The organism is Streptomyces sp. NPDC006516, assembly GCF_040611875.1.
In the GTDB taxonomy this organism is placed as follows: Bacteria; Actinomycetota; Actinomycetes; order Streptomycetales; family Streptomycetaceae; genus Streptomyces.
The window spans coordinates 296,941-321,563 of record NZ_JBEXPD010000009.1; the positions used below are offsets into that span (position 1 = coordinate 296,941).

At 68.0% G+C, this 24,623-nt stretch carries 23 protein-coding genes and 2 pseudogenes; 11 read left to right on the forward strand and 14 right to left on the reverse strand.

What is annotated here, in order from left to right:
* The first annotated feature begins 44 nt into the window (after positions 1-44).
* Positions 45-1,562, forward strand: coding sequence for an aldehyde dehydrogenase (adh, locus tag ABZY45_RS24290; protein ID WP_356742913.1), 1,518 nt, complete (start codon positions 45-47; stop codon positions 1,560-1,562).
* 74 nt (positions 1,563-1,636) lie between these two features.
* Here adh and ABZY45_RS24295 read toward each other — a convergent pair.
* Positions 1,637-2,459 (reverse strand): annotated as a pseudogene (locus tag ABZY45_RS24295) (IS5 family transposase).
* 322 nt (positions 2,460-2,781) lie between these two features.
* Here ABZY45_RS24295 and ABZY45_RS24300 point away from each other — a divergent pair.
* Complete coding sequence (locus tag ABZY45_RS24300; RefSeq protein ID WP_356742915.1) at positions 2,782-2,994, forward strand: hypothetical protein; 213 nt, start codon at positions 2,782-2,784, stop codon at positions 2,992-2,994.
* A 128-nt stretch (positions 2,995-3,122) separates the two neighbouring features.
* On the opposite strand, the pseudogene ABZY45_RS24305 reads toward ABZY45_RS24300, so the two are convergent.
* A pseudogene (locus ABZY45_RS24305) lies at positions 3,123-3,523 on the reverse strand (dihydrofolate reductase family protein); the annotation flags it as partial.
* A gap of 187 nt (positions 3,524-3,710) precedes the next feature.
* On the opposite strand from ABZY45_RS24305, the gene ABZY45_RS24310 reads away from it, so the two are divergent.
* From ABZY45_RS24310 to ABZY45_RS24320, 3 genes are all read left to right on the forward strand, one after another.
* A complete protein-coding gene (locus tag ABZY45_RS24310; RefSeq protein WP_356742964.1) occupies positions 3,711-4,103 on the forward strand; it encodes a hypothetical protein in 393 nt (130 codons plus the stop codon).
* Positions 4,104-4,241: 138 nt separating this feature from the next.
* Positions 4,242-4,844, forward strand: a complete 603-nt coding sequence (locus ABZY45_RS24315) for an RNA polymerase sigma factor (RefSeq protein WP_356742917.1) — start codon at positions 4,242-4,244, stop codon at positions 4,842-4,844.
* A complete protein-coding gene (locus ABZY45_RS24320) occupies positions 4,841-5,581 on the forward strand; it encodes a hypothetical protein (protein WP_356742919.1) in 741 nt (246 codons plus the stop codon). Before ABZY45_RS24315 ends, ABZY45_RS24320 begins: the two co-directional genes overlap by 4 nt.
* Before the next feature lie 35 nt (positions 5,582-5,616).
* On the opposite strand, the gene lepB is transcribed toward ABZY45_RS24320, so the two are convergent.
* The 3 genes from lepB to ABZY45_RS24335 all read right to left on the reverse strand — a co-directional run bounded on the left by lepB (position 5,617) and on the right by ABZY45_RS24335 (position 7,123).
* Complete coding sequence (gene lepB / locus ABZY45_RS24325) at positions 5,617-6,276, reverse strand: signal peptidase I (RefSeq protein WP_356742921.1); 660 nt, start codon at positions 6,274-6,276, stop codon at positions 5,617-5,619.
* A 170-nt stretch (positions 6,277-6,446) separates the two neighbouring features.
* A complete protein-coding gene (locus ABZY45_RS24330) occupies positions 6,447-6,605 on the reverse strand; it encodes a hypothetical protein (protein WP_356742923.1) in 159 nt (52 codons plus the stop codon).
* Positions 6,602-7,123 (reverse strand): hypothetical protein, encoded by a 522-nt coding sequence (locus ABZY45_RS24335; protein WP_356742925.1) that lies wholly within the window; start codon positions 7,121-7,123, stop codon positions 6,602-6,604. Before ABZY45_RS24335 ends, ABZY45_RS24330 begins: the two co-directional genes overlap by 4 nt.
* Before the next feature lie 531 nt (positions 7,124-7,654).
* On the opposite strand from ABZY45_RS24335, the gene ABZY45_RS24340 reads away from it, so the two are divergent.
* The 3 genes from ABZY45_RS24340 to ABZY45_RS24350 all read left to right on the forward strand — a co-directional run bounded on the left by ABZY45_RS24340 (position 7,655) and on the right by ABZY45_RS24350 (position 17,609).
* Positions 7,655-16,273, forward strand: coding sequence for a DNRLRE domain-containing protein (locus ABZY45_RS24340; RefSeq protein ID WP_356742966.1), 8,619 nt, complete (start codon positions 7,655-7,657; stop codon positions 16,271-16,273).
* A gap of 71 nt (positions 16,274-16,344) precedes the next feature.
* Positions 16,345-16,863, forward strand: a complete 519-nt coding sequence (locus tag ABZY45_RS24345; RefSeq protein WP_356742927.1) for a hypothetical protein — start codon at positions 16,345-16,347, stop codon at positions 16,861-16,863.
* A 428-nt stretch (positions 16,864-17,291) separates the two neighbouring features.
* Complete coding sequence (locus ABZY45_RS24350; RefSeq protein WP_356742972.1) at positions 17,292-17,609, forward strand: hypothetical protein; 318 nt, start codon at positions 17,292-17,294, stop codon at positions 17,607-17,609.
* A gap of 194 nt (positions 17,610-17,803) precedes the next feature.
* On the opposite strand, the gene ABZY45_RS24355 is transcribed toward ABZY45_RS24350, so the two are convergent.
* Entirely contained in the window at positions 17,804-18,388 is a 585-nt protein-coding gene (locus ABZY45_RS24355; protein WP_356742929.1) for an SMI1/KNR4 family protein, read from the reverse strand.
* Positions 18,389-18,487: 99 nt separating this feature from the next.
* Complete coding sequence (locus ABZY45_RS24360; RefSeq protein ID WP_356742931.1) at positions 18,488-19,453, reverse strand: LysR family transcriptional regulator; 966 nt, start codon at positions 19,451-19,453, stop codon at positions 18,488-18,490.
* A 92-nt stretch (positions 19,454-19,545) separates the two neighbouring features.
* On the opposite strand from ABZY45_RS24360, the gene ABZY45_RS24365 reads away from it, so the two are divergent.
* Together ABZY45_RS24365 and ABZY45_RS24370 are read left to right on the forward strand one after the other, a co-directional pair.
* The gene (locus ABZY45_RS24365; protein ID WP_356742933.1) at positions 19,546-20,391 is read left to right on the forward strand and encodes an alpha/beta fold hydrolase; all 846 of its coding nucleotides are present in this window, start codon (positions 19,546-19,548) and stop codon (positions 20,389-20,391) included.
* Entirely contained in the window at positions 20,388-21,785 is a 1,398-nt protein-coding gene (locus ABZY45_RS24370) for an MFS transporter (protein WP_356742935.1), read from the forward strand. The genes ABZY45_RS24365 and ABZY45_RS24370 overlap by 4 nt, the downstream gene beginning before the upstream one ends.
* A gap of 104 nt (positions 21,786-21,889) precedes the next feature.
* Here ABZY45_RS24370 and ABZY45_RS24375 read toward each other — a convergent pair whose 3' ends face one another.
* The 7 genes from ABZY45_RS24375 to ABZY45_RS24405 form a co-directional block, all read right to left on the reverse strand.
* Positions 21,890-22,051 (reverse strand): hypothetical protein, encoded by a 162-nt coding sequence (locus ABZY45_RS24375; protein WP_356742937.1) that lies wholly within the window; start codon positions 22,049-22,051, stop codon positions 21,890-21,892.
* 336 nt (positions 22,052-22,387) lie between these two features.
* Entirely contained in the window at positions 22,388-22,696 is a 309-nt protein-coding gene (locus ABZY45_RS24380; protein ID WP_356742939.1) for a DUF6228 family protein, read from the reverse strand.
* Positions 22,693-22,848: a hypothetical protein gene (locus ABZY45_RS24385; RefSeq protein WP_356742941.1), complete on the reverse strand. Its 156-nt coding sequence runs from the start codon at positions 22,846-22,848 to the stop codon at positions 22,693-22,695. Before ABZY45_RS24385 ends, ABZY45_RS24380 begins: the two co-directional genes overlap by 4 nt.
* A 33-nt stretch (positions 22,849-22,881) precedes the next feature.
* Positions 22,882-23,079 carry a hypothetical protein gene (locus ABZY45_RS24390; RefSeq protein ID WP_356742943.1) on the reverse strand — a complete coding sequence of 66 codons (198 nt, stop codon included), beginning with the start codon at positions 23,077-23,079 and terminating at the stop codon, positions 22,882-22,884.
* A 122-nt stretch (positions 23,080-23,201) separates the two neighbouring features.
* Entirely contained in the window at positions 23,202-23,651 is a 450-nt protein-coding gene (locus ABZY45_RS24395; RefSeq protein WP_356742945.1) for a hypothetical protein, read from the reverse strand.
* A gap of 62 nt (positions 23,652-23,713) precedes the next feature.
* Entirely contained in the window at positions 23,714-23,893 is a 180-nt protein-coding gene (locus ABZY45_RS24400) for a hypothetical protein (protein ID WP_356742947.1), read from the reverse strand.
* Between the two features lie 22 nt (positions 23,894-23,915).
* Entirely contained in the window at positions 23,916-24,344 is a 429-nt protein-coding gene (locus ABZY45_RS24405; RefSeq protein WP_356742968.1) for a DUF6233 domain-containing protein, read from the reverse strand.
* On the opposite strand from ABZY45_RS24405, the gene ABZY45_RS24410 reads away from it, so the two are divergent.
* Positions 24,309-24,512: a hypothetical protein gene (locus tag ABZY45_RS24410; protein WP_356742974.1), complete on the forward strand. Its 204-nt coding sequence runs from the start codon at positions 24,309-24,311 to the stop codon at positions 24,510-24,512. The genes ABZY45_RS24405 and ABZY45_RS24410 overlap by 36 nt on opposite strands.
* The last annotated feature ends 111 nt before the right edge of the window (positions 24,513-24,623 follow it).

A 24,623-nucleotide genomic window follows, 5' to 3' on the forward strand; every position in this document is an offset into this window, starting at 1 on the left:
TCGTGGAACCGCACTCACCCTTCACGTCACCGAGGAGAGCCGCCATGGTGTACGCGCAGCCCGGAACGGACGGCAGCATCGTCGCCTTCGCCCCGCGATACGACAACTTCATCGGCGGGGAGTGGGTCGCCCCGGTCGAGGGCCGCTACTTCGGCAATCCGTCGCCGGTGGACGGCAAGGTCTTCTGCGAGGTCGCCCGCTCGTCCGCGGCCGACGTCGAGCTCGCCCTGGACGCTGCGCACGCCGCGGCCGACCGGTGGGGTCGTACGTCGGCCACGGAACGAGCCAACATCCTCAACAAGGTCGCGGACCGGCTGGAGGAGAACCTCGAGAAGATCGCGGTTGCCGAGACCTGGGAGAACGGCAAGCCGGTCCGCGAGACACTGGCCGCCGACATACCGCTGGCGATCGACCACTTCCGCTACTTCGCCGGGGTGGTGCGCGCGCAGGAGGGCAGCGTCGCCGAGATCGACGCGGACACGGTCGCGTACCACTTCCACGAGCCGCTGGGCGTGGTCGGCCAGATCATCCCGTGGAACTTCCCGATCCTGATGGCCACATGGAAGCTGGCTCCGGCACTGGCGGCGGGCAACTGCGTGATCATCAAGCCGGCCGAGCAGACGCCGGTCAGCCTGCTGCTGGTCGTGGAACTGATCGCGGACCTGCTGCCGCCGGGTGTGGTCAACGTCGTCAACGGCTTCGGCGTCGAGGCGGGCAAGCCCCTCGCGTCCAGCCCTCGCGTCGCCAAGGTCGCCTTCACCGGGGAGACCACGACCGGCCGCCTGATCATGCAGTACGCGAGCGAGAACATCATCCCGGTCACGCTGGAACTCGGCGGCAAGAGCCCGAACATCTTCCTGCCGGACGTGATGGCCGCCGATGACGACTTCCTGGACAAGGCCGTCGAGGGTTTCGTGATGTTCGCCCTCAACTCGGGCGAGGTATGCACCTCGCCGTCCCGGGCTCTGGTCCCCGCCTCGATCTACGAGGAGTTCATGGCCCGCTGCATCGAGCGGACCCGGGCCATCGTCGGCGGCGACCCGCTGGACCCGGCGACCATGATCGGCGCACAGGCGAGCAACGAACAGTACGAGAAGATCCTTTCCTACATCGACATCGGCAAGAAGGAAGGCGCCGAGCTGCTCACCGGCGGTGCCCCGCGCACGGTGGCGGGCCTGGAGGGCGGCTTCTACATCGAGCCGACTGTCTTCCGCGGCACCAACGACATGCGGATCTTCCAGGAGGAGATCTTCGGCCCGGTGCTCTCCGTCACCACGTACGACTCGGTGGACGAGGCCTTGAAGATCGCCAACGACACGCTGTACGGACTCGGCGCGGGCGTCTGGTCCCGTGACGGCAACACCGCCTACCGCCTCGGCCGCGAGATCAAGGCGGGCCGGGTGTGGACCAACTGCTACCACGCCTACCCGGCGCACGCGGCGTTCGGCGGCTACAAGAAGTCCGGCATCGGACGCGAGACCCACAAGATGATGCTCGACCACTACCAGCAGACGAAGAACCTCCTCGTGTCGTACTCGCCGAAGAAACTGGGCTTCTTCTAGACACCAGAAAAGGGCGTCTGACCAGGCATTTCACCTGACAGGCGCCCTTCCCGGCGTGTATCTAACTGATCGTTTCAGAATGCCGCCTGGAGGTGCCGGAGACAGATGATGCCGCAGGCGAGTTGTAGTAGTCCGAGGTGGAGATCAGCACGCATCTCGTAGCGGATCCGGAGTCTCTTGAACTGGTGGAGCCAGGCGAAGGTGCGCTCGACAACCGCGCTCGACAACCCGGCGGGTCTTGCCCAAGCCGGAGCCGTGAGGGGCACTGCGGCGGGCGATTCTGGGTGTTATGCCTCGGCGCCGGAGAAGTCGCCGGTACTTGTCGAAGTCGTAGCCGCGGTCGGCATACGGCCGTTGCGGGCGATGGCGCGGCCGTCCGCGTAGTCCACGAATGCGTGGGATGGCATCGATGAGCGGGATGAGTTGGGTGACATCGTGTCGGTTGCCACTGGTGAGTGACACTGCGAGAGGTGTGCCCTTCCGGTCGACGACGATGTGGTGTTTGCTTCCTGGGCGGCCCCTGTCGACCGGTGATGGTCCGGTGTGAGCTCCCCCTTTCAGACTGCGGACGTGTGAGCCGTCGATGGCACAGTCGTCCATCTCCAGCAGTCCGGCCTTCCGCATCTCGGCGAGGAGCTCAGCATGCAGGCGTGGCCAGACGCCGGCCTCGGTCCAGTCCCGTAGACGACGCCAGGCAGTGACCCCCGAGCAACCCATCGCCTGACGTGGCACATCACGCCAGGCTGCACCCGTGCGGAGGACGAAGAGGATGCCTGCCAGGGTGGTGCGGTCGTCTGTCCGGCGTCGTCCCGGATGCCGATTCCGCCGCTGCGGAGGGGGTGGCAGAATTGGAGCGATGCGGGCCCACAGGTCGTCGGGCACGAGATCTCTGATCACGTCGAGATCGTGGCGGAAGAAGTCCGACCGGCAGGTCTGTTCACAGCGAACTCGTTTGATGAGTGTGAGCGGACAGAAGGGATTCTGCGGCGGCCCGTGATCTGAAGCCCGGCTTCTTGCTACTTGCTCGTTTCTGAGACTGGGGTGGGCGAACGTGCTCGTGGTACTTGTTCCGGCAGCCGGGGCTGTCGTGTGGGCGGTAGCGCTGTTGGTGTCTGACGTGCGGAGTCGGCAGCGGCGAATCTCTCTGGAGGTCCCGTGTTCCGGGTATGGGCAGGGTCGGTTCTCCTCGGATGAGACGCGTTACTACCTTGGGCCGGTCGTGCACGAAGGGCGCGTGATAAAGGGCTCGCTGTACGGGAAGAAGTTGCGGATCTCAGTCGGCCAGGCCGTGAAGGTGGAGCTCGACCCGCGAGAGCCGGCCCGCATGTATCTGCCGGACACCATGCCACTGTTCGCACACTGGGTGGCAGCCCTTTTGTACGGAGGGCTGGGAATCGCCCTGATCGGGGCTGCGCTGGCGATCGGCATGTGAGCTCATCAGCATGACGGTGCACGGGTTGGACCGCGGGGTGCTCTGGCCATCACCTCCACGACGCGCTCCTGGCCGACTCTTCAGAGACGGCAGGCAACCTCTCACTACGACGCCTCATTGTGAAACGGTCAGTAATGCGCTGCCGCGTGCCCCACGCGGTAGCGCATGTGGAGGACCCCCGAGGTGAAGGTGCGGGTCTCGACGAGTTCGAGATCCACCCGGCGCTCGCGCCGGGGAAAGAACGGGATACCGCCGCCCACCAGCACCGGGTAGATCCTGGCCCTGTACTCGTCGATCAGATCCTCCGAGGCCGCCTCGGCGGCGAGAGTCGCGCCGCCGATCGCGATGTCGCCCGTGCCCTGCTGGGTCCGCAACCGCTCGATCTCCTCCGCCAGTCCGCCGGACGGCAGGGGGCGTTGCCCCGTACCGCCGGCAGCGTATGGGAGAACACCACCTTCGGGAGCGGATTCCAGAGCCCGGCCCATTCGAGCTCGGCGGCGTCGAGTGAGGGATTCTGCTCGGCGGTCTCCGGGTTCACGCTCATGCCCGCCCCCCTCGGCCGGCCGCAGTGACGTTCGAAGCCGTGCGATCGCTTTGCTGGACAGGGGGCGATCGGGCCCCCGCCGGGTGATCGGTGAGAGACCCGGACGGGAGCGAGACGTGGGGGCACAGTGGGGGCGAGCGGGGACGTGAAGCGTGTTCTGTCGGCCGGTCAGATGCGGCCGGGGGTGGCCGAGTTCATACGGAGAGTCACCGTACGGAACCGGTTGCCTCTGGACTACTCGGTGGCGAGCCTGCGTGTGGTGGACCGCATCACCGACGGGCTGCGCGCGGCCGGACCGGGGCGGGAGGCCGTGGCGCGCGATCTGTTCTGGCTCGGGGCCTACGCGGGCGAGGTGTTCGTCCGGCGGGCAGGCGCCGCATGGGTGGACCTCGACCCCGGGCAGCGGGAGCTGTTCGGGCAGCCGGTGGGAGTCCGCATGCCCGACGGGCGGGTGTGGAACCCGCTGGGCAAGGTGGCCAACCGTTTCGCCGTCGGGCCGGAGGAGTCCGTGCAGCAGATGTACTTCCTGCTGCACGGACGCGCACCGTCGAAGGCGTCGCGATGAGCCCGCCCTCGTACCCGAACCATCGAGGCGACGGTCCGTCAGCTGTGACGTTTCTGTGCGTCAGGACGCAGAGGGAGGGGGGAACAAGGTTGGTCGACCGAAGAGGCATGTGTGGTCAGGGGTGGGGATCAGGGACGGGTGCAGGCGCGCGACCTGGAGCTCGGCAGGGCTGTGCCGCTCGCGCAGCAGGGGGACGAGGACGCGTTCGAGACGGTGTACCGGCTCGTCCATCCAGGCCTTCTCGGATACCTGCGTGGGCTGGTGGGTGCCGATGCGGAGGACGTCGCCTCGGATGCCTGGCTGGAGATCGCCCGTGATCTGCGCAGGTTCCGGGGTGAAGGGGCGGGCTTTCGCGGGTGGACGGCGACCATCGCACGTCACCGTGCGCTGGACCACCTGCGGAAACAGAGGCGGCGGCCCCGCACGTCGCTCCTCGAGGAGAACGTGCTGGACCTGCCCGGACGCGCCGACACGGCGGAGGCCGTCCTGGAGTCGGAGTCGACACGGTGGGCGGTCGCACAGATAGCTGGGCTGCCGCCGGACCAGGCGGAGGCGGTACTGCTGCGGGTGGTGGTGGGACTGGACGGGCCGGCCGCTGCACGAGTGCTGGGCAAGCGTCCGGGCGCCGTGCGGATGGCCGCCCATCGAGGGCTGAGACGGCTGTCCGAGCAGTTGAGCTCTGTCGGCAGGCCGAGGGACGCGGTAGGAGCGGCGCTGTGCACATCGAAGGACGAGGCATGAGGCGCGAGGCGCGGGTGGAGGACGCGGTGTTCGTCCCGCCCGAGATCGAGAGGCTCGCGGAGGCCGTCCGGGGCGGCGCCGAGCCCGAGGGTGCGGACCGGGCGCTCACTGCGTTCCGCGAGGCGTTCCGCGCCACCGAAGCCGGCGGTTCGCAGCGGCCCCGCCGGCGCGACGACTGGCGTCCCGTCCACGGCCGGTCCTCCGCCCGGGTCCCGCTGAGAGTTGCGCTCGGCACGGCCGTCGCCGGCGTGACGCTCGGGGGAGTGGCGCTGGCGGCCGGCACCGGGATCCTTCCGCCGGACGGCACTGTCGAAGGCCCCGAGCGGAGGCCGGGGCAGCATCCGGGCGTGGACGCCCCGCGCACTCCGGCCGGGACAGCCCCCGACGGGACGTCCGGGGCGACGGGCGGAAGTCTCCCCTCGCCCGCACCCTCGGGGCCCGTGACGGCGCACGACGTGCTGCCCCCCGGGCACCTGGCGTTGTGCCGCGCGTGGGCCAAGGAGAACCACCCGCACCAGGGTGCCGCCTTCCAGCGGCTGGTGGACGCGGCAGGAGGGGAGGGCACTGTGGACGCCTACTGCGCGACGGCGGATTCCCCGGCACCCACCGAGTCGGCCACCGCGACGCCCGCAGGGCGGGGCACCGCGGCTCCCGGCCGGTCGAAGGAGCACCCGGAGGCCTCCCCGGCGAGAAGGCCGGGGCGGGGAGACGCCAACGGCGGCAACGAGCGTTCCTGAGCAGGGGGGCGGAACCACCAGGCAGGGCACAGCCGTTACACGTACCTGCCGGGACCTGTCGCGGCCACGCGCATCCGGGTCCGCAGGCCCACCACGACGCAGATGCCGCCGCCGACGACGAGGAGCACGCCCAGGAGCACGGTCAACCCGAGCACCGCCGGGGCGGTGCCGTCCGCGAGCGCACGGCCCTGAACCGCCGTGACGGGCACGGTGCCCGAGTCCTCGGTCAGGAAGTACCGTGAGTCGTTGGAGTTCCCCCGGTTGTCCCCCAGCAGGAACATCCGGCCGGGAGGCACCGTCACCTCGACGTCGGGGCTCGGAGGTCCGAAATCCGCCGGCTTCACGTAAGGCTCCGTGACCGGGCGGTCGTTGACGGTCAGGACGCCGTCCGCGTAGACGACGCGGTCACCACCGAGCCCGACGACGCGCTGAAGCACCGGCAGTCCGCTGTATCTGTCCGGGATCGCGAAGAGGACCACGTCGCCCCGCCGTACCGAGTCGCCGTCGATCCTCTCCACTGCGACTCGTGTGCCTTCGCGGTAGGTGGGCTCCATCGACGCCCGGGCGGTCACCGAGACGTAGGAGCTCCGGAGCGGCCAGAGAGCTCCCGCAGCCGCGACGAGCCCGAGGGCCAGAAGGATCGTTCCCGTTATCAGCACACCGAGCCCGGCGGAGGGGCTGCGCTTCTCCTGCATCGTGTTTCCTCATCTTGCCCGTACAGCGATGGGTCGGCCCCTGGGGGGCTTCGAGTGTGGCCGCGTCAGCCGACGGCTGGGCGCGGTTGAGCTTCCGGTTCGATCGTTGCCGTGAGCCCGTCCATCCTTTCGCGGGCCGGGTCCCGGGCCGGAGCCCAGACCCCGGGGGGTCACCGGGTGAGGGCGGCGCCGATGCCGAGGCCGCTCCCGGTGGCGAGGGCGGTGGGCCCGTAGGACGCGCCCGTGTCGCCGGTCCTGGTCATCACGGGGAGCGCGGCGAGCACCAGGGCGGTGGCTGCGACAGCGAGGGCGCCACGGGTGAGGTTCACGGGGTCACGCCGTTCTCGGGAGCGGGGTCGGAGGCGTCACGGGCGGCAGGCAGCGGCGCGCTGCACGTCGCCCGTCCGTACGGGCCTGCTGCCGTGGACCGCTGGACGTGCTCGCCACGGACGGCCACGGTGCAGCCGGCCTCGCCGCCCTTGCCGTCGAGCACGATGCGGACGGTGGGTTCGGTGCCGAGAGCGACCCCGACGTCCTTGCGCCAGGGCAGTTCCGATCCGGACACGGTGAGGGACCTGGCCGTCTCCCCGCGTGCGACGAACTCGATCCGTACCGTGCCCGAACCGCTCACCTCGTAGGTGACGGCGGCGCTCGGCCCCGGTTCCGGCCGTGGCTCGTCGCGGGTGGCGAGAACGCCGTAGGTGACCCCGCCTGCCGCGAGCAGGAGGGCGAGGGCCGCGCCGATCAGGGCGCGGCGGCGGGTGCCGGAACCCACAGGGCGGTGTTCATCGGGTTCCGCCCCGGAAGTGGCATCGGCGGTACCGGTGTTCAGGGTGTCGGTGCTCATGGGGCGGGGGCGTCTCCGATATGAGAGGTGACCGGGCCGGGAATTGCTGGACCGGTCGAAGGAAGTACAACGTGCGGGCAGGAGCGGACCACCGGTTCGGAGTTCCGGACATCTACCCATGCGAGGTCCCTTCCGGAATGAATGGCAGTTAAATTCGGCTGGTTATACCTCACTTCGAGCGCTCCGGGAAACCCTGCGGACAATTCGCCCTTCATGGGGCCTCTGCAATGCGGTGATCTGCGGGGACTTCGAGTCAGGTGCGGTGAAGCGTCCTAATTACCCTTCCTGTTGACGTCGCGTCACCGACGTGTGTAGAACGCGCTCTGAATCATCGACAGCGCTCCGATCCCGAATCCGATCGCGCCTTTGGCATGCCCAAAAGCAGGCCGGCGCGTCCGGAAATGGATACCGGTGGCGTAAATACAGCGCACAGGGTGCGAAGAAGAAGGCGGACCGTACGTGAGAACGCGACACCGAAGACTGCTCGCCGGTCTCGTCGCATCGGCCGTGGTGGGGGCTCTGCTCCCGCCCATGGTCTTTGCGACGCCGGCCGCAGCGGCGGATTCAGGCGGAGGCGAGGGGACGAGTGTCATCGACTCCCTCAAGGGCTGGTTGGCCGGCGAGGAGGAACCCGCACCGGCCAATGCCCTGGAGATCTCCAGCCGCGAGAAGCTGCCGAAGGGCAAGAAGGACCCGAAGCCGAAAAGGGTCGGGGAACTGAAGAACCGGCGCACTCCGAGTGCCCGGTTCTTCACGCTCTCGGACGGCCGCGTCGAGGCGGAGCTGACCGCGGTGCCCACCGCCTACCAGGACGGGAAGGACAAGTCCTGGAAGCCGATCGACGTCTCCGTGCGGGAGACCTCGAAGCAGGGCTTCGACTACGCCAACACCGCCAACCTGGGCCGGACCTACTTCGGCTCCGGACCGGGTGAGCTGGTGCGGATCGAGGGCGGGGACGGCGAGGCCGTCACCCTCGGCCTGGACCCGACGGCGAGCACCGGCCGCAAGGACCTGAAGCCCACGGCCAAGGGCGCCAAGGTCACCTACCGGGACGCCGTCGAGGGCGCGGACCTCGAATACGTCGTCGAGCCCGGCCAGATCAAGGAGAACATCGTCCTGGCCGAGCGCCCGGACGGAGCGGTGAAGTTCACCTTCACGCTCGATGCGGGCGGCCTGAAGCCCACGGCCCGCAAGGACGGCTCGATCGCCCTGTACGGCGAGGCCCCGCAGACCCCCGTGATGGTCATCCCCGCCCCGTACATGACGGACGCGGCGAAGGACCCGGCTTCACCGACCGGTGGCACCTACAGCACGGCGGTCACGCAGAAGCTGACCCGGTCCGGCGACACGTGGAGGATCACGGTCACCCCGGACACGGGGTGGCTGGCCGAAAAGGACCGCCGGTACCCGGTGGTGATCGACCCGACGATCACGATCACGCCCGACGCGGCCGGCTCGAAGGACACCATGGTCCTGTCGGACCAGCCGTCCACCAACTTCAACACCACCTGGAAGCTCTCGGCCGGCAAGACCGACACCGGTATCTCCCGCTCCCTGGTGCAGTTCCCGTTGTCGGAGATCCCGGCAGGTGTGAAGGTCGACTCCGCCCGTCTGGGGATGTACTTCGACCAGTCGCACACCACGAACGCCAACGACGTCACCATCGGGGCCTACCGGGCCACCGGCAGCTGGACCGAAGCCGGGGCCACCTGGTCCAACACCAGCGGCTTGGCCGGTGAGCTGTCCGGCACCACCGTGCAGATCGACGACGGCGACGTGGGGACCGCGGCGGTGGGCGAGTGGCCCAAGGTCACCACCTCCAGCACGGCGAACGTCGGCAGCGACTACGCCTACAACAAGAACACGGCCACCGGTGAGACCTACACCTACCAGCCGCGGATCGCGGAGACCGCGTCCTACCGCGTCGAGGCGCACTACTCGCCGCTGGCCGACAACACCACGGCGGCCCCGTACAAGGTCCTCCACGGCGGGCTCACCCACAATTACACCGTCGACCAGACGGCCGGGACCGCGTCCACCTGGAAGGCCCTGACCAGCACCCAGCTGGACTTCAACAGGGGCAACGCCGACAAGATCGTCCTCGGCGACACGGGCGACTCGACCAGGCGGACCATGGCCGACGCCGTGCGCCTGGTGAACCCCGGCTCGATCGTCAAGAACGCCGGCGAGTACAACCAGTGGCACAACTTCGCGGTCACCGACACCGTCCAGAAGTGGGTCTCGGGAACAGCGACCAACTACGGATTCGTGCTCAAGGCCACCGACGAGTCGGCCACGGCGCCGACCGGCGGACCGCGCTACGAGGCCGCCGACGGCTCCACCTACGGCGGCGAGACGGCGACCATCCCGCGGCTGACCGTGACCTACGGCAAGGTCGGGACGTCCCTGAACTCGCCGGAGGTCGTGCACTCCACGGGTCCCGAGCTGAGCTGGCCCGCGTACAGGAACGACTCCGGGGACATGAAACTCGACGTCGCCGAGTACCAGCTGCACCGGTCGACCCAGCAGGCGTTCAACCCGTCCTCCGCCACCCTGGTGGCGCCGATCGCCAAGTCCGCGACCACGTACACCGACACCACCGCCACCCCATCCCCGAACGGGGCTGGAACGCCGGAGATCGGCCGGTCGTACTACTACCAGATCGTGGTCAAGACGGTGGACGGGCAGCTGCTCCGCTCACCGACACGGACCGTAGGCATCCCCAAGCCCGGCCGAACCATGCGGCTGCTCCAGGGCACCGACGACGTCACCGACACCACGCTCTCCTCCCAGCAGCCCACCACCAACCAGGACACCATCCAGTCCTTCGGGGTGGGCCAGAAATGGCTCAGCACCGGTGACAACTCCGGCACCTACGGCACCTCCCGTGCCGCGCTGAAGTTCAACACCACCGCGATACCCGCCACGGCCACCGTCCTCGAAGGCCGGATGTACCTCTGGGGTGCGGAAACCACCAACACCTCCGCGGGCGCCGTCTACGAACTCCACGGCCTGAACAAGACCTTCGACGAGACCACCGCCACCTGGAACCAGTCGGCCACCTCGGCTCCCTGGACCGCGGCCGGCGGTGACTTCTCGGCCACCGTCTCCGACACCGTCCCGCAGTTCACCGACGAGGTCGGCCGCCACTGGTGGGACGCCACCTCCCTCACCAAGAGCTGGGTGCAGACCCCGGCCGCCAACAAGGGTGCCCTGGTCAAGCTGGCCGGTGACACCGACGCCACCCAGCAGGAGCGCACCCTGTGGCTGGCCTCCGAGGTCGCCGACTGGCAGCTCGGCCCGCTGCTGCGCGTGATCTACGTCGACTCCACCACCGAGGACACGTACTACGCGCCGACCACCCCGGCACGGATGACCCCGAACTCCACGTACACCGTGGACTTCACCGTCACCAACACCACCAGCACCGCCTGGGCCGCCGGGGAGCGCCAGCTCTCCTACACCTGGAAGCTGCCCGACGGCACCGACGTCACCAACGGCGGGAACCAGGCGGCCACCGCCGTCCCGGCGCTGATCCCCGGCGAGTCCGCCACCGTCAAGGCCACGGTCAAGACACCGATCAACTCGGACAGCGGCAGCAAGCGCACCGAACACGTCCTCGGCTGGGACGTGAAGAAGGTCGCCGACGGCTCCTGGCTCTCGGTCACCAACCCCTCGATCGTCCCGCTGAAGCAGAACGTGGCGGTGGAGGACCCGACCTCCAACTCGCTGGGCATGGAGAAGTTCTACGCCTACGCGGGCAAGAACACGGGCGCCGGCTCGACGGTGATGAACAACCTGTCGTCGGGCAACAGCGTGTGGTCGTACAACGCGTTCAGCAACCCCGGCCGGGGCCTGAGCACGTTCTTCCGCATGGCCTACAACTCCCTCGACACGTCCGACACGGTCTCCGGCCCCGGCTGGTCGATGCAGGCCGCCGGCCCTGTCCGGCTCGGTGCGCCGCTGGACTTCCACCCCAACCCCAACCCGACCGAGGTCCGGCTGCCCGACGGTGACGGCACGACCCACGTGTTCCGCTGGGACGCCACCAACAGCGTGTGGAAGGCGCCGGCCGGCGTCCACTACAAGCTGTCGGCCAAGGCGGGCCTCGACTGCACCCCGGCCAAGGACCCGATCCCGGACGCCTGGACGATGACCCGTCCGGACGGGACCCGGTTCCTGTTCGGCTGCGACGGCTACCTCACCTCCTCGATCGACAAGAACGGCAACACGCAGCTGTTCACGTACGAGGAGCGGAAGTCCAACAACAAGCCGACCAAGTTCCTCAAGTACATCACCGACCCGGCGGGGCGGCAGTCGCTGAAGGCCGAGTACTGGGACAAGGGCCAGAACGGCTACCAATACGTCAACGAGTCGGGTGTGCTGACCTCGGACACCGGCAACCTCAACAACTCGAAGATCTACGACCACCTCCGCTCGGTCACCGACATCTCCGGCCGGAAGATCGAGTTCTACTACACGTCCCAGGGGTTGCTCGGGCAGTTCACCGACGGCGTGGGCAGCTCGCAGCCGAAGCACTTCAAGCTCACGTACGACGCCACCCAGGGCAACAAGAACGTCAAGCTGGTCAAGATCACCGACCCGCGTGGCAACGGCACGTCCCTGGCGTACTACGCACCGCAGGCCGGTGACGACCCGAAGTACCACTGGTGGATGAAGACGGTCACGGACCGGCTGAACGGTGGGACGGGCTACGCCTACGCGGTCGACGCCTCGAACGCGAAGTTCATCCGGACCAAGGTCACGGACGCGGAGTCGCACACGGCGACGCACGTGACGGACGACTTCGGCCGTCCCGTGCAGACCACGAACGCCAAGTCCCAGACGACGAAGATCAGCTGGGACGCGGACAACAACGTCACGTATCTGGAGGAGGACAACGGCGCCACGACCGCCTACTGCTACGACCAGAAGACGGGCTTCCCGCTCTGGCAGCGCGACGCGGAGAACAACAAGGCGGGCGTGCCGCCCGCGGCCGACTGCGCACCAGGTACCTACCCGGCGAACTCGCAGCAGTACAGCTACCTGACCCGTCTGGACGGCTTCTCCGCCGACCTGCAGACGAAGACCTCTCCCGAGGGGAACAAGTGGCAGTTCGGCTATGACTCGTTCGGCAACCTGAAGACGGTCACCGATCCCGAGGGCGTCGCGACCGCCACGGCCGGCGACTACACCACCCGGTACGAGTACGACGCCTACGGCCAGCTGACCAAGGTAACCGACGCCAAGGGCAACCCGACCACCAACAGTGGCTTCGGCCCGACGGGTTACCCGGCGACGATCACCGACGCGCTCGGCAACCCGACGTCCTACGTGTACGACGAGCGTGGGCAGGTCGAGGAAGTCACCGACGCGCTCGGCAAGAAGGTCACCCAGACCTACGACACCTTCGGGCGTCCCAAGGTCGCCACGGTGCCCAAGGAGGCCGGGGTGGTGATCACCACCCCGGAGCCGGAGTACGACGCCAACGACAACACCACCAGGTCCACCTCGCCCAACGGCGCGGTCTCCACGGCGGTGTACGACGCGGCGGACCAGATCACCTCGGCCACCGCACCGAAGGACACCTCCACGTCGGGTGAGCGAAAGTCGGCCTACACCTACGACAAGGTCGGCAACCTCAGGACGACGACGGAGCCGAAGGGGACGCTGACCACGTCCGACGCGACGGACTACGTCACGACCAACGTGTACGACGAGATCTACCAGCTGATCTCCGCGTCCAACGCGGACGGCGACACGATCTCCTACACGTACGACAACGTCGGCAACCTCACCAAGGTGGTGGACCCGAAGAAGAACGCCACCGCCGATCCCGACGACTACATGACCAGGACCGCCTACGACCTGAACCACCGGGTCACCACGGTCACGGACGCGGCGGGCAAGTCCACCTCGCGGACGTACAACAAGGACTCCCTGGTCGTCGAGAGCAAGGACGCGGAGAACAACTCCACGTTCTTCGAGTACGACAGGCGCGGCAAGCAGAAGGAGATCCGCGCCCCCTACTCCGGGACCACGATCCGCACCACCCGGATCGAGTACGACCAGGTCGGCAACACGACCAAGGTCATCACGCCGCGGGGCACCGCGACGACGGGCACCGCGGACGACTTCGCGCAGCGCACCGAGTACGACGCGCTGAACCGTCCGGTCAAGCAGTTCCAGCCGTACGACCCTGCGGACAGTCGCTACAACAAGGCGGACGTCTACACCCAGACGGCGTACGACGCCGTGGGCCGGGTGGCGAAGACCTCCTTGCCGCCCTCCGCGGGTGAGACGGTCCGCAACGACACCACCTACGAGTACTTCGACAACGGCTGGACGAAGAAGTCCACCGATCCGTGGGACATCACCACGACCTACGACTACACCGAGACAGGCCAGCAGAAGGCCCGCACGCTGACCTCGGCGGGCGGCTCCTCGGACCGCACCATGGCGTGGTCGTACTACCCCGACGGCAAGCTCAGGTCGAAGTCCGACGACGGCGTGCCGGTCGGCAAGTCGGTCGTGCTGGTCGACAACTCCGACACCCAGCACACCTCCTCCACCGGCACGTGGGCGACGGGTGACCTCACCGGCCAGCAGGGCTACAACCACCGCACGCACGTCGCGGGCACCGGTACGGACGCCTTCACCTGGAAGCTGAACATCCCCGAGGACGGCACGTACACGGCGTACGTGAAGTACCCGAAGGTGACAGGCGCCGCCACCACCGCCACGTACACCCTCACGCACGGCACGACGGCCGAGCCTTCGGTGACGAAGGACCAGACGGCGAAAGCCGGCACCTGGGTGAGCTTGGGCAGCTACACGCTCGAGCAGGGTGAGGACAGCAAGCTCCAGCTGGACCGGAACAGCGCCGGCACGGTCGTGGCCGACGCGGTCAAACTGGTGCGCGACACCTCCGGTGAGACCGATGGCGAGAAGCACACCTTCGCCTACGCCTACGACGTCAACGGCAACCTCACCTCGATCGACGACACCTCGTCCGGCGCGAAGATCGACGCCTACACGGTGGCGTACACGGGCCTCAACCAGGTCGCGAAGGTGACCGAGGCGCTGGCCGGCGCGGAGAACAAGGTCACGTCGTACACCTACGACTCCAACGGCCAGACGGACACGGTCACCCACCCCGACCAGTTCTCCAAGTACACCTACGACCTGCGCGAGCAGGTCAAGACGGTGTCGGTCGGCAAGACGGCGACCGACACCTCACCGAAGGTGAGCTCCTACACCTACACCGACCGCGGCCAGAAGCTCCAGGAGACCAAGGCCAACAAGAACACGGTCGACTCCACCTACTACCTGAACGGCGCCCTGAAGTCGACGACGGAGAAGAAGGGCTCCGGCACCCTCGTCTCCTCGCACACCTACGCCTACGACGCCAACGGCAACAAGGCGCAGGACGTGGCGAAGAAGATGAACGCCGACAACCACGCGGCGTACCTCGACTCCACCACGGACTACACCTACGACCCGGCCGACCGGCTCGCCAAGTCGGTCAAGACGGGCACGGGCGCGGGCACCGACACGTACGTCCACGACGACAACGCCAATGTCATCAGCCAGTCGGTCAAGGGCGTCTCCACGACGTTCGACTACGACCGCAACCGGCTGCTGACCGCCACCGTGGGAGGCTCGACCGCCGCCTACAACTACGACCCGTTCGGCCGCCAGGAGTCGGTCACCGCGGGCGGGAAGGTCGTCGAGCGCAGCGTCTACGACGGCTTCGACCACGTCGTGGAGTCCCAGAAGACGGACGACACCGGTGCGCTGAAGACGACGAAGTTCACCTTCGACCCGCTGGACCGCACCGCGTCGAAGACGGCGGACGGCAAGACGACCGACTTCAACTACCTCGGCATGTCCAACGAGGTACTGGGCGAGGAAGTCGCCGGCGAGCTCACCAAGTCCTACCAGTACAGCCCGTGGGGCGAGCGTCTGTCCCAGGTCAAGCACAACACCGACGGCACCAGCGAGGACGGCTTCTACGGCTACAACTCGCACACGGACGTCGAGACGCTGACCGACAAGGACGGCGACACCAAGTCGACCTACGGCTACACCGCCTACGGCTCCGACGACAAGGACGAGTTCACCGGCATCGACAAGCCGGAGGCGGCGGACCCGACCAAGGAGGCGTACAACCCCTACCGGTTCAACGCCAAGCGCTGGGACGCGCAGACCGGGACCTACGACATGGGGTTCCGGGACTACAACCCCGGCCTCAACCGGTTCACCAGCAGGGACATGTACAACGGGGCCCTCTCGGACATGGGGCTCGGTTCCGACCCCTACACCGGGAACCGCTACGCCTTCACCGGTGGCAACCCCATCAGCAATGTCGAGCTGGACGGTCACATCTTCGGTTGTGACATCTGCGACGACGTCATCGACGAAGTCGGAGACCTCGTCTCAGGCGGGACCAAGAAGGCCAAGGGCGGTTGGCTGACCGTCGTCGACACCTTCCTGACGGGCATCGGCTGGTACAACGAGACGGCGCCCAACGGGTACGAGTCGGAGCCCGGTGCCACGCCGGACTACGACAAGGGCCTGCTCGTCAAGCCTGACGGCGTGAAGGAGTGGACGGGCGGCGACACCAGGTTCCCGTTCCAGGGGCAGGGCTGCAACGAGAACCGTCAGAGCATGCTCTACTACATGCCGCTCGACAGCGCGGGACGCGCCCAGGGCGCGATCGGCTGCCTGAACTGGCACGACACCAACAACGTCGACAAGGGGACCGGCGAGATCTACGGGGACGGCGGGATCTTCGGCAGTGGAACGGTCTGGCCGACCGAGGACCCCCTGTACATCCCCAAGGCGATGCAGAGGGGCGGCCCGCTCTACCGCAAGGGGCTGGAGCGAGGTCACCTGATCGCCAGCCGGTTCGGCGGCTCCGGTGAGGACATCCGGAACCTGGCGCCGATCCACGGTGACGTGAACCGGGGCGCGATGGCGAGGGTGGAGGACGCGGTGGCCGAACAGATCAACAGCGGACACACCGTCTTCTACCAGGTCATGGTGCACTACCCGAGTGCCACCGATCCGATGCCGGACCGGTTCGACATAACCTGGAGCAGTTCGAGCGGCGCCAGCGACTCGGTGCCGGTCTACAACACCCCATAGAGTGATGCCGGGGGGCGTGCCGGACATCCGGCACGCCCCCCGGTCCAAGCCTTCGATCGGAATGTGAAGAAATGTGGATCGAGCGAATCGCTGAGGCCACGCACTGGGAGCCGCGCCGGCTCGACATTTCCTGGAACAGCGTCGAGGAAGATCTCGGTACGGCACTGCCCGGGGATTACAAGGAGCTCGCCGAGACATTCGGCAAGGGGGAGTTCTCGGAGTTCCTGCGTGTCTTCACCGTCGATGCCACGAGGCAGTTCGACCTGCTCAGGATCTGGAAGAGGTTTCTCGACGACGGCCCGGAGAACGGGCCCGATCCCGCCTTCAAGCCCTACCGCATGTACCGGCCCGGTGAGCGCGGTCTCATTCCCTGGGCGTTCGGTGAGATGAAGTGCAGCTACTTCTGGCTGGCGTCCGACGACGTGGATCCGGCGAACTGGCCCGTCGTCACGCAGGGCGATCCGTATCCCTGGCACGAAGTGAACATGTCCACCTCCGAGTTCGTCTACCGGGTGCTGACGGATCCGGAGTTCGAGCCCTTCTCGATCGCGAGGCTGTTCCCGCAGCCCGACTTCTACCCGATGGACTGAGCCGCCCGGCACTCCCTGTGCCCGGCGCGGTTCCCGGTGACGGCCCCCAGGTCTCTGTGGGGCCGTCACGTGTGTGTGCGGTCCCTGCGGGGCAGGGTCGCCGCGAGGTCCGGCGGTACGTCGATCGGCCGGCCCCCGAGCGGGGCAGTGAGGGAGTGTGCGGGCCGCGTCAGCCGATGGCAGATGCGACCGGGCTTCCGGCTGGACCGGTTGATCCGGCTGGTCGTACCGCACTCCGGGCTTCGCTTGAAAACCGGCGGACGTGGTCGACGGCGGCCTCCTGGGCGTCGGCGCGGCCCGTCATGGGCGTCCTCCCCCCGACGGGCGTTCCGCGCGGTGATGACGAAGCCTGGGGTGTCCCGCGACGTTTCGGGTAGGGGGTCGCCCACGATGTGACAGGGCGGACACTCGTGGTGAGGGGAGTCGGCGTGAACAGGCGAGACCGGAACGCCACCTGGGCCCTCATCGCGCTGTGCTCCCTCCTGCCGGCGCTGGCCGGCTGCGGCGGGCCCGGTGAACGCGGTGAGAAGGTGTCCGTCGCGGCCTCGGCCTTCGAGCGTGCGCTCGACGGAGCTGACCGGGCGGCGTTGTGTGCGGCTCTGGCCCCGGAGACGCGGCGCGAGGTGGAGGACTCCGAGAAGAAGGCGTGCCTCGACGCCATCGGCGCACAACACCGCGTCCGCGAGTTCGAACAGCGCGTCCGCACGTTTGGTCAGACAGGAGTAGAACTCACCCCGGAAGCGTGACAGTCCCGCAAACGGATCCTGCCGGGCAACGTGATGCGACAGACTCATACCCACGGCCTTCGTGCTGAGCTTGCGTGTTCCTTGGTCGGATCACATGCTCAGCCGAAGGCCGCCTGCGTGTACCGCAGTTACCAGACCGAGTGATTAAGTACGACGAACCGTTCGACCGCGAGGTTCGCGATTGAGATACTGGGCTACTCGGAGCGCCACCAGCCCTGTCCGAGATGCCAGTCCCTCACCCAGTCCAGGAAGCCGACTCCAAGTTCTCCGGAGGAAGAATAGGGTGTGGCGCATCCGTCTCTGAGCCACCACACCTTGCCGCGCTGCGGGCCAGTCACCACCAACGTCCAGTAGTCGCCGGGTTGATCACTGCCCAGCAGCACGGAGCCGTGCTGGTAGATCTCGTGCAGCGGCGCCGAGTGGAGGGCGTGGTCGTAGTACTCGTACTCCCACTGCCATTCCTCTACAAGCGGGAAAGGCCGGTCGAGCTTGCGTAGGGCGGTGCCGTCGAACGGCTGAGGACTCATCCAACAGTCAGCTTCCCAACTGACCCAGCTGTCGGACTTTGCTCCCAGAGGCAAAAGACCGCCCTCGTACATCGGGCCCTCGTTCGTTCCGTTCGCAATCTCGGCCACGAAGGTGCGATACGGCTCCGGCAACACGACACCTTGCTGGTCCTCCCACGACCGAAGCCCTTCCCAGCCCAGCGGCCGGCGACGGGTCTCTGCCACGAAGGCATCACTTAGCAAGACTATCGCACTCGAGATCGCATCTTCCACGCCCCACAGATATCACCAGCAACCGACATACGGTCCTGATGCACAGCGCAGTAGGTTAAAGATCAAGCTAGAGGCCTCGCCTCGTCCGGCGAGGCGTAGTCAGGTAGGGGTCGAGTCGCGGTCGCCGTCTTGTGGTCCCGGTGGGCCGAGCCGGTGGTCGAGCGCGGCACCGACCTCGGGGCAGTTCGTGCGGATGACGTCGAGGAAGGCGTTCAGTGCCGGGGAACGGTCCCGGGCGTTGAAGGACAGGACCAGATCAGGCAGAGGCGTGCGCGGGGTCACCTCGCAGAACCACGTGCCCCGCCGTGGGGCCGTCAGCATGCGAGAGGGTCCCAGGCCGACGCCCATCCCGCAGGCGGCGAGGCCGATGATGGTGTGGATGTCCCTCGCGACGGTCGCGCCGGAGAGCGCCGGGCAGTCCATGCCCAGCAGGGTCCGCAGCCCGGTGACGACGGCGGGCTCGTCCTCGCCCGGCGCTACGATCAGCGGCTGTCGCCGCAGCTGGTCCGCGTCCACCGACGACTGACCCGCGTAGGGGTGCGTGCTGCTCACGACCGCGACCAGGTGGTCCTGCCCGACCGGCACCGATACCAGCTGCTCGGCCCCGATGCCCCCTGGCCGGCCGAGGCCGATCGCCACGTCCAGTTCACCGGCGACGAGCGCGACCGTGCTGCGGCTGGTCGCCATCTCGTGCAGTTCCAGCCGCACGTCGGGCCGTTCGCGGCCGAACCGGCCGAGGACGTCCGGCAGAGGTTCGAGCAGCGCCGAGGCAATGAATCCCAGGCGCAGTCGTCCCGTCTCGCCGCGCGCTGCCCTGGCCGCGTCGACCGAGGCCGCCGCGATCTCGTCGAGCGCCCTGCGCGCCCGGGAGAGGAAGGCCGCGCCCGCAGCCGTCGGAAACACCCCCTGGCGGGTGCGATCGAACAAGCGGGCGCCCACTTCTCGTTCGAGGTCGGCGATCTGCTTGGACAGCGGAGGCTGCGCGATGCCCAGCGCACCGGCCGCCCGGCCGAAGTGTGCGTGCTCGGCGAGGGTCAGTGCGTACCTCAGGTGCCGCGCCTCCATGTCAGCCTCCCAGTCATATCTCACATGTATCGTCGACCAGCCTGTCAGATCTTTCGCTGGATGATCGGAGTCAGGTCGCGTGGAATGTGGCCATGACCGATTTTTCCTCCACAGACACCGTCTTCGTCTTCGTGCATGGGGCCTGGCACGGCTCCGGGCAGTGGGCGGCGACGCAGCGCGCACTCGCCGCACTCGGTGCCGCGAGCATGGCCATCGATCTGCCAGGGCATGGCTTCGACGCGCCACTGCCCACCGGATACCTCCAGCCGGGCCAGCCGGGCCTGTTGACCGAGAAGTCCGCGCTCGCCACCGTGACGACGGACGACAGCGCCGAGGCCGTGCTGAACACTCTGCGCCAGGCCCGTCGGCACCGTCGCGTCGTACTTGTCGCGCACAGTGCGGGCGGCGGCCCCGCGTCACTGGCTGCCGAGCGCGCACCCGAACTCGTTGACGAGATCGTCTATCTCTCGGCCTTCGTGCCCGCCGGACGGCCCCGGTTCTTCGACTATCTCGGCTCGCCCGAGAACGCCACGGCGCGGGGCCAGAGTCTCAACCTCGGCGACCCCGGGGAACTGGGCGCAGTGCGGATCAACCCGCTCTCGCAGGATCCCGCCTACGTAGAGGAACTGCGGCAGACCCACTACCACGACACCGCTCCGGACCGCTTCAACCGCTGGCGCTCGGCACTGAGCCCCGATCTGCCGCTGGCGATCCCCACCACCCCGGTCACCGTGACTCCGCAACGCTGGGGGCGCGTCCCGCGGACCTTCCTGCGCTGCGCGGACGATCGGGCGCTGCCCACGGCCGTGCAGGATCTGATGATCGCGGAAGCCGACCGGGCCATGCCCGGCAACCCGTTCACCGTGCGCACCCTCCCGGGCAGCCACAGCCCGTTCGCCGCCCGCCCCCGTGAGCTCGCCGCGGCTCTGCTGCCGTGAGCGGCGGACGCCTCGTGCTGCCGGTGGCACTCAGCGCCACTTTCGTGCAACTGCTCAACGTCACCGTCGCCCAGGTGGCCGCGCCGGCGATCCAGGCCGGCCTGGGCGCCGACCCGGGCGCTGTGCAACTGGTCCTCGCCGGATACACCCTGACGTACGCGTGCCTGCTCATCCCCGCCGCACGGCTGGGCGACCGGTACGGCTACCGGCGGCTCTTCGTGGTGGGCACCGTGGTCTTCACCGCGGGTTCGTTGGCCGGCGCGTGTGCCCCCGACGCCGCATCGCTGATCACGGCCCGGCTGGTGCAGGGCGCGGGCAGTGGCCTGGTCGCCCCCCAGGTCCTGTCGCTCATCCAGAGCGCCACCCCCGCGACACGCCGGCCGCGCGCCTTCGGCCGGTACGGCGCCACCATGGCCGTCGCGTCACTGGCTGGGCCGCTGATCGGCGGACTCGTCCTCAGTGCCGATCTCCTCGGCCTCGGCTGGAGGCCGGTGATGCTCCTCACCGTGCCGATTGCGCTCGCCTCGCTGGCAGGAGCGACCGCGCTGCCCCGCACCCGCGGGGCGGACGGACTCCGCGTCGACAAGCTGGGTGCGCTGCTGGTCACCGTGGGAGCAGGCGCGCTGGTCCTGCCCCTGGCGCTGGGGCGGGAAGCAGGCTGGCCCTGGTGGACGTGGGCCGGTTTCGCCGTGGCTGTGGCCGCCCTCGGCCACTTCGTCCGGACCCTCCCGCACCGGCCGGACCCGCTGATCCATCCCGCGGTGCTGCGTGACCGGTCGGCGCGGAGGGGCACGTTGCTGGTGTTCGTGTTCAACACGGGCGTACCCTCCTTCACCTACCTGCTCTTCCTCCACCTTCAGTCCGCCGTCGGGTACTCGGCCCTGGCTGCCGCACTGACGTCGGCACCGTTCGCCGCGGCCGCCGTCGTCGGCAGCAGAGCCGCACCCGCACTCACCCGCCGACACGGCCCGAAGGTGCTCACCGGCGCCCCCCTGGTCCTCGCCGGGATGTGCCTGGCGCTGGCCCCCCTCGTCGGCTCGGCGACAGGACGCCAGGCGACACTGCCCGTGCTGGCCGTCGGCGGAGCCGCGTTCGGCGCCTTCACCGCGTCGGTGTTCACCCAGGTCCTGGCCCAGGTGCACGGCCCCGCCGCCGGTTCGGTCTCCGGTCTGCTGCCCACAGCACAGCAGCTCGGCGGATCCATCGGAGTCACCGCGGCCGGACTCGCCTACTACGCCCCCGCCGCCGATGCGGACGCCGCGTTCCGGCACGCCATGCTCTACCAGCTCGCCGCCTTCACGATCACTGCCCTGATCAGCCTCCGGCTCCAACACCGGCCTGGCACCGAGCCCATGCACAGTCACAGCAGTCACAGCGGAAGGGCACGAAGGTAAAGCGCCGGCCTCCAGTGTCTCAGGACGGCGAACCGCAGGAGCCGGGAGTACGCGGTGAGGAGGCGGAGGTGCTGTCGGCGTACGCGGCGTCCCTGCGTGCCGAGTTACCAGGCGGCCTTGACGTTGTTGTAAGCGGTACGGCTGGCGGCGTCGGGGGCGGTGGTGGAGAGGTTCGTCATGGCCTCTCGCCAGACCTTCTTGGCCACTGTCTCCAGCTTCCGGGTCGTGGCAGGGATATTGGGGGAGTACTTCTTGACCGATCCCATGGTGGCGACGGTGAACTTGTCGGTCGATGCCGAGCTGACTCAACCAGATCTCGGTTCCCTTGTTGTCGTGATCGCTGCCGTCACGCAGTTCGAGCACGCGGATCCAGGTGTCCTCGCCTTCGCGGTAGAAGATCCACCGGTAGGCGGTCGGCTCGGCCTCGAACTGGGCACGGGTCTCTGCCTCACCACCGACGAGCCGGGCCACCGCGGTCAGGAACTCCTCGGGCGCATTGTTGATGTAGGACGCGGTGAGCTCGACTTTCGCCTGGTGATCTTCAAGGGTGCAGTCGGCCCACCCGGATCCTGCCAGCGTCCAGATGATGCGCATGGCGGATGTCACGGCAGCTCCTCGGTGAGGAAGCTCCGGACGTCGGCCGCCAGGGAAGCCATCTGTTCGCCGGCCTCCAGCCAGGTGGTCACCGAGGCGCCCCAGCCGCCAGCGGTCTGTGGCCACGGTCGCAAGGCCCAGGTCAGCCCGACGTAGCCGCCGGATCGGAAGACGGCCGACACCGTCAGGTCTCGGTCGTTGGTCTGCCAGCTCCGTTCGCCGTCCCATCCCCGGTAGTCGGTAACAAGTTCTTCCAGGAACGTGGTGAGATCGCTGTCCCAGATCCAGGCGACGACCTCGTTGACACGAGCGGTCAAGCAGGGGGCCCGTAGCTCGGCTCGACGGCATAGTGCACCGAGTCCTCGTCGAAGCTGAACCGGTCGCAGAACGTCACACCCACGGATGAGTTGTCCTGGCAGCGAATGGTCACGCTGGACTTGTCATCGAAGTGGCCGCCTGGGGATGTCATGCACGGAACGCTAGGCCAGTGCTGCCTTGATCGTCATCCGGATTCGCCGCCGACACCGTGCAACAGTGCTTCGACGATCTTGCACGTCCCCCCGGACAACTCAGCCACATCCTCGTACCTCTCGCCGAGGAGCTCGGACTGCATCTCCGGTTTCTTGAGCCACTCGTAACCGCGCCTCATACCCTGCCCCTTGCCGATCACCCATTCGTTGGCGGGGTCGAACAGACTCAAGCCACGGTCCGAGCTGCTCACCGCAGGGCAGATCACTCCACCAACCTGACGAAGTAGCGCACGCACGGACAAGGGCGCCCCGCGAGACCGCAGGGCGCCCCTTGCCGTTCGCTGTCAGGAGATCAGGTCTTCGAGCACGTGCGCTGAGCGTTGATCTCCTCGCGCGTCATGACCTTGCCCTCGTAGGTCACGAACTCGTCGTCGGCGAGCTCCACCAACTTCAGCCGCCCAAGGTCGACCGTACCGCTGCCGGCCTCTTTCACCTCTCCGGCGGACCCGGTACGTGTGGCGACGTAGAAGACCTTCGGCAGGGGCTTTGAACGCGGCTTCTCCTGCGTCGTGAAGCTGCGCGTGCTGTCCACGACGAACACACCACGGCTGACCTGCGGCGACCGCGGTCCGCTCGCGCTCCACAACGTCTCGAAGCCGTCGCCCCGCCCCTCGCCGTCCACGGCCGTCTCGATCACGGCACCATAGATGTTCTCCGCCGGGCACAGGGGGGCGGCGACGACGAGTTCCTCGCCCTCCATCCGGTAACCGAAATCCATGGGCACGGGCCCGTTGGTCAGCACGCAGGACGATAGCCCCGCGACCGATGCGACCGACAGTGCCAAAGCGAGTGCCGATCGCCTCGTCAGGGAACGCACGGATACCCTCCGTCCACGTAGCCCGCCTGCTCCTCGTACTTGTTCTCGCACGCGTCGATGGCCCCCTCCCGGAAGTAGTCAAGTGCGAACTTGACACCCCGCTTCTCCCACTGCTTCACATGCTTCCGCTCGTGCCGCAGCGTCGGGCTGTCTACATAATCCGGCACGCCGGGCTCCGTGACATACGTGTCACCGATGGTCGTTCCGCGCCGGGCGTACAGCGGTACCCCGGTGGCGCAGAGAGTGAGGTCCTTGCCCTTGTCCTTGCACCCATTCGTTGGCCGAGCTAGGCGAGACATCTCGGCTGATCAGCAATGACCCCAGCTTCACCGCCTCCCCCGCTATTCGCGCGCGGATGGTCGCAGCGCCGCGCGCAGCATCACAGGCCCGCGGGGCCTTCCTTACGAGCGCATATGCGGCGACGGCCTGTGCACGACTATCGGCGGATGCTCCATCCCCCAGCGTGTACCCGGCCCGCGGTCGCAGCACCCCGAGATCGGTGTCCGGCCGGCACTGCTGACACGCCCGCCCGGAGTCCTCGGCCGGCAGGCGCAGCGCCTCATCCCGGGTGATCGCGTGGGTGTGCCTGCCGCTCATCCGGCACCAGCCCTGATGCACCGCGACGACCTGGTGCCCTACGCCGATGCCCTGCTCGACAACCCAGTCCTGCGGTGGGGGCGTGGCGTGGCGGGCGGCACGCTCGGCCTGGCGCTGCTCTTCGGTCGTGATCCAGCGGCGGGTCTGTTCGAGCTGCTGGAGTTGGACTCGTTCGAGGAAGCGGAGTAGGTCGAGGCGCGGCATGTCTTCGGACATGTGTTCGAGTCTACGGCGGTGCGCCCCGGGCAGCACGATGCCCCTGCCATAACGGCCAGGGGCATCGCACCGTTAGTCCGATAC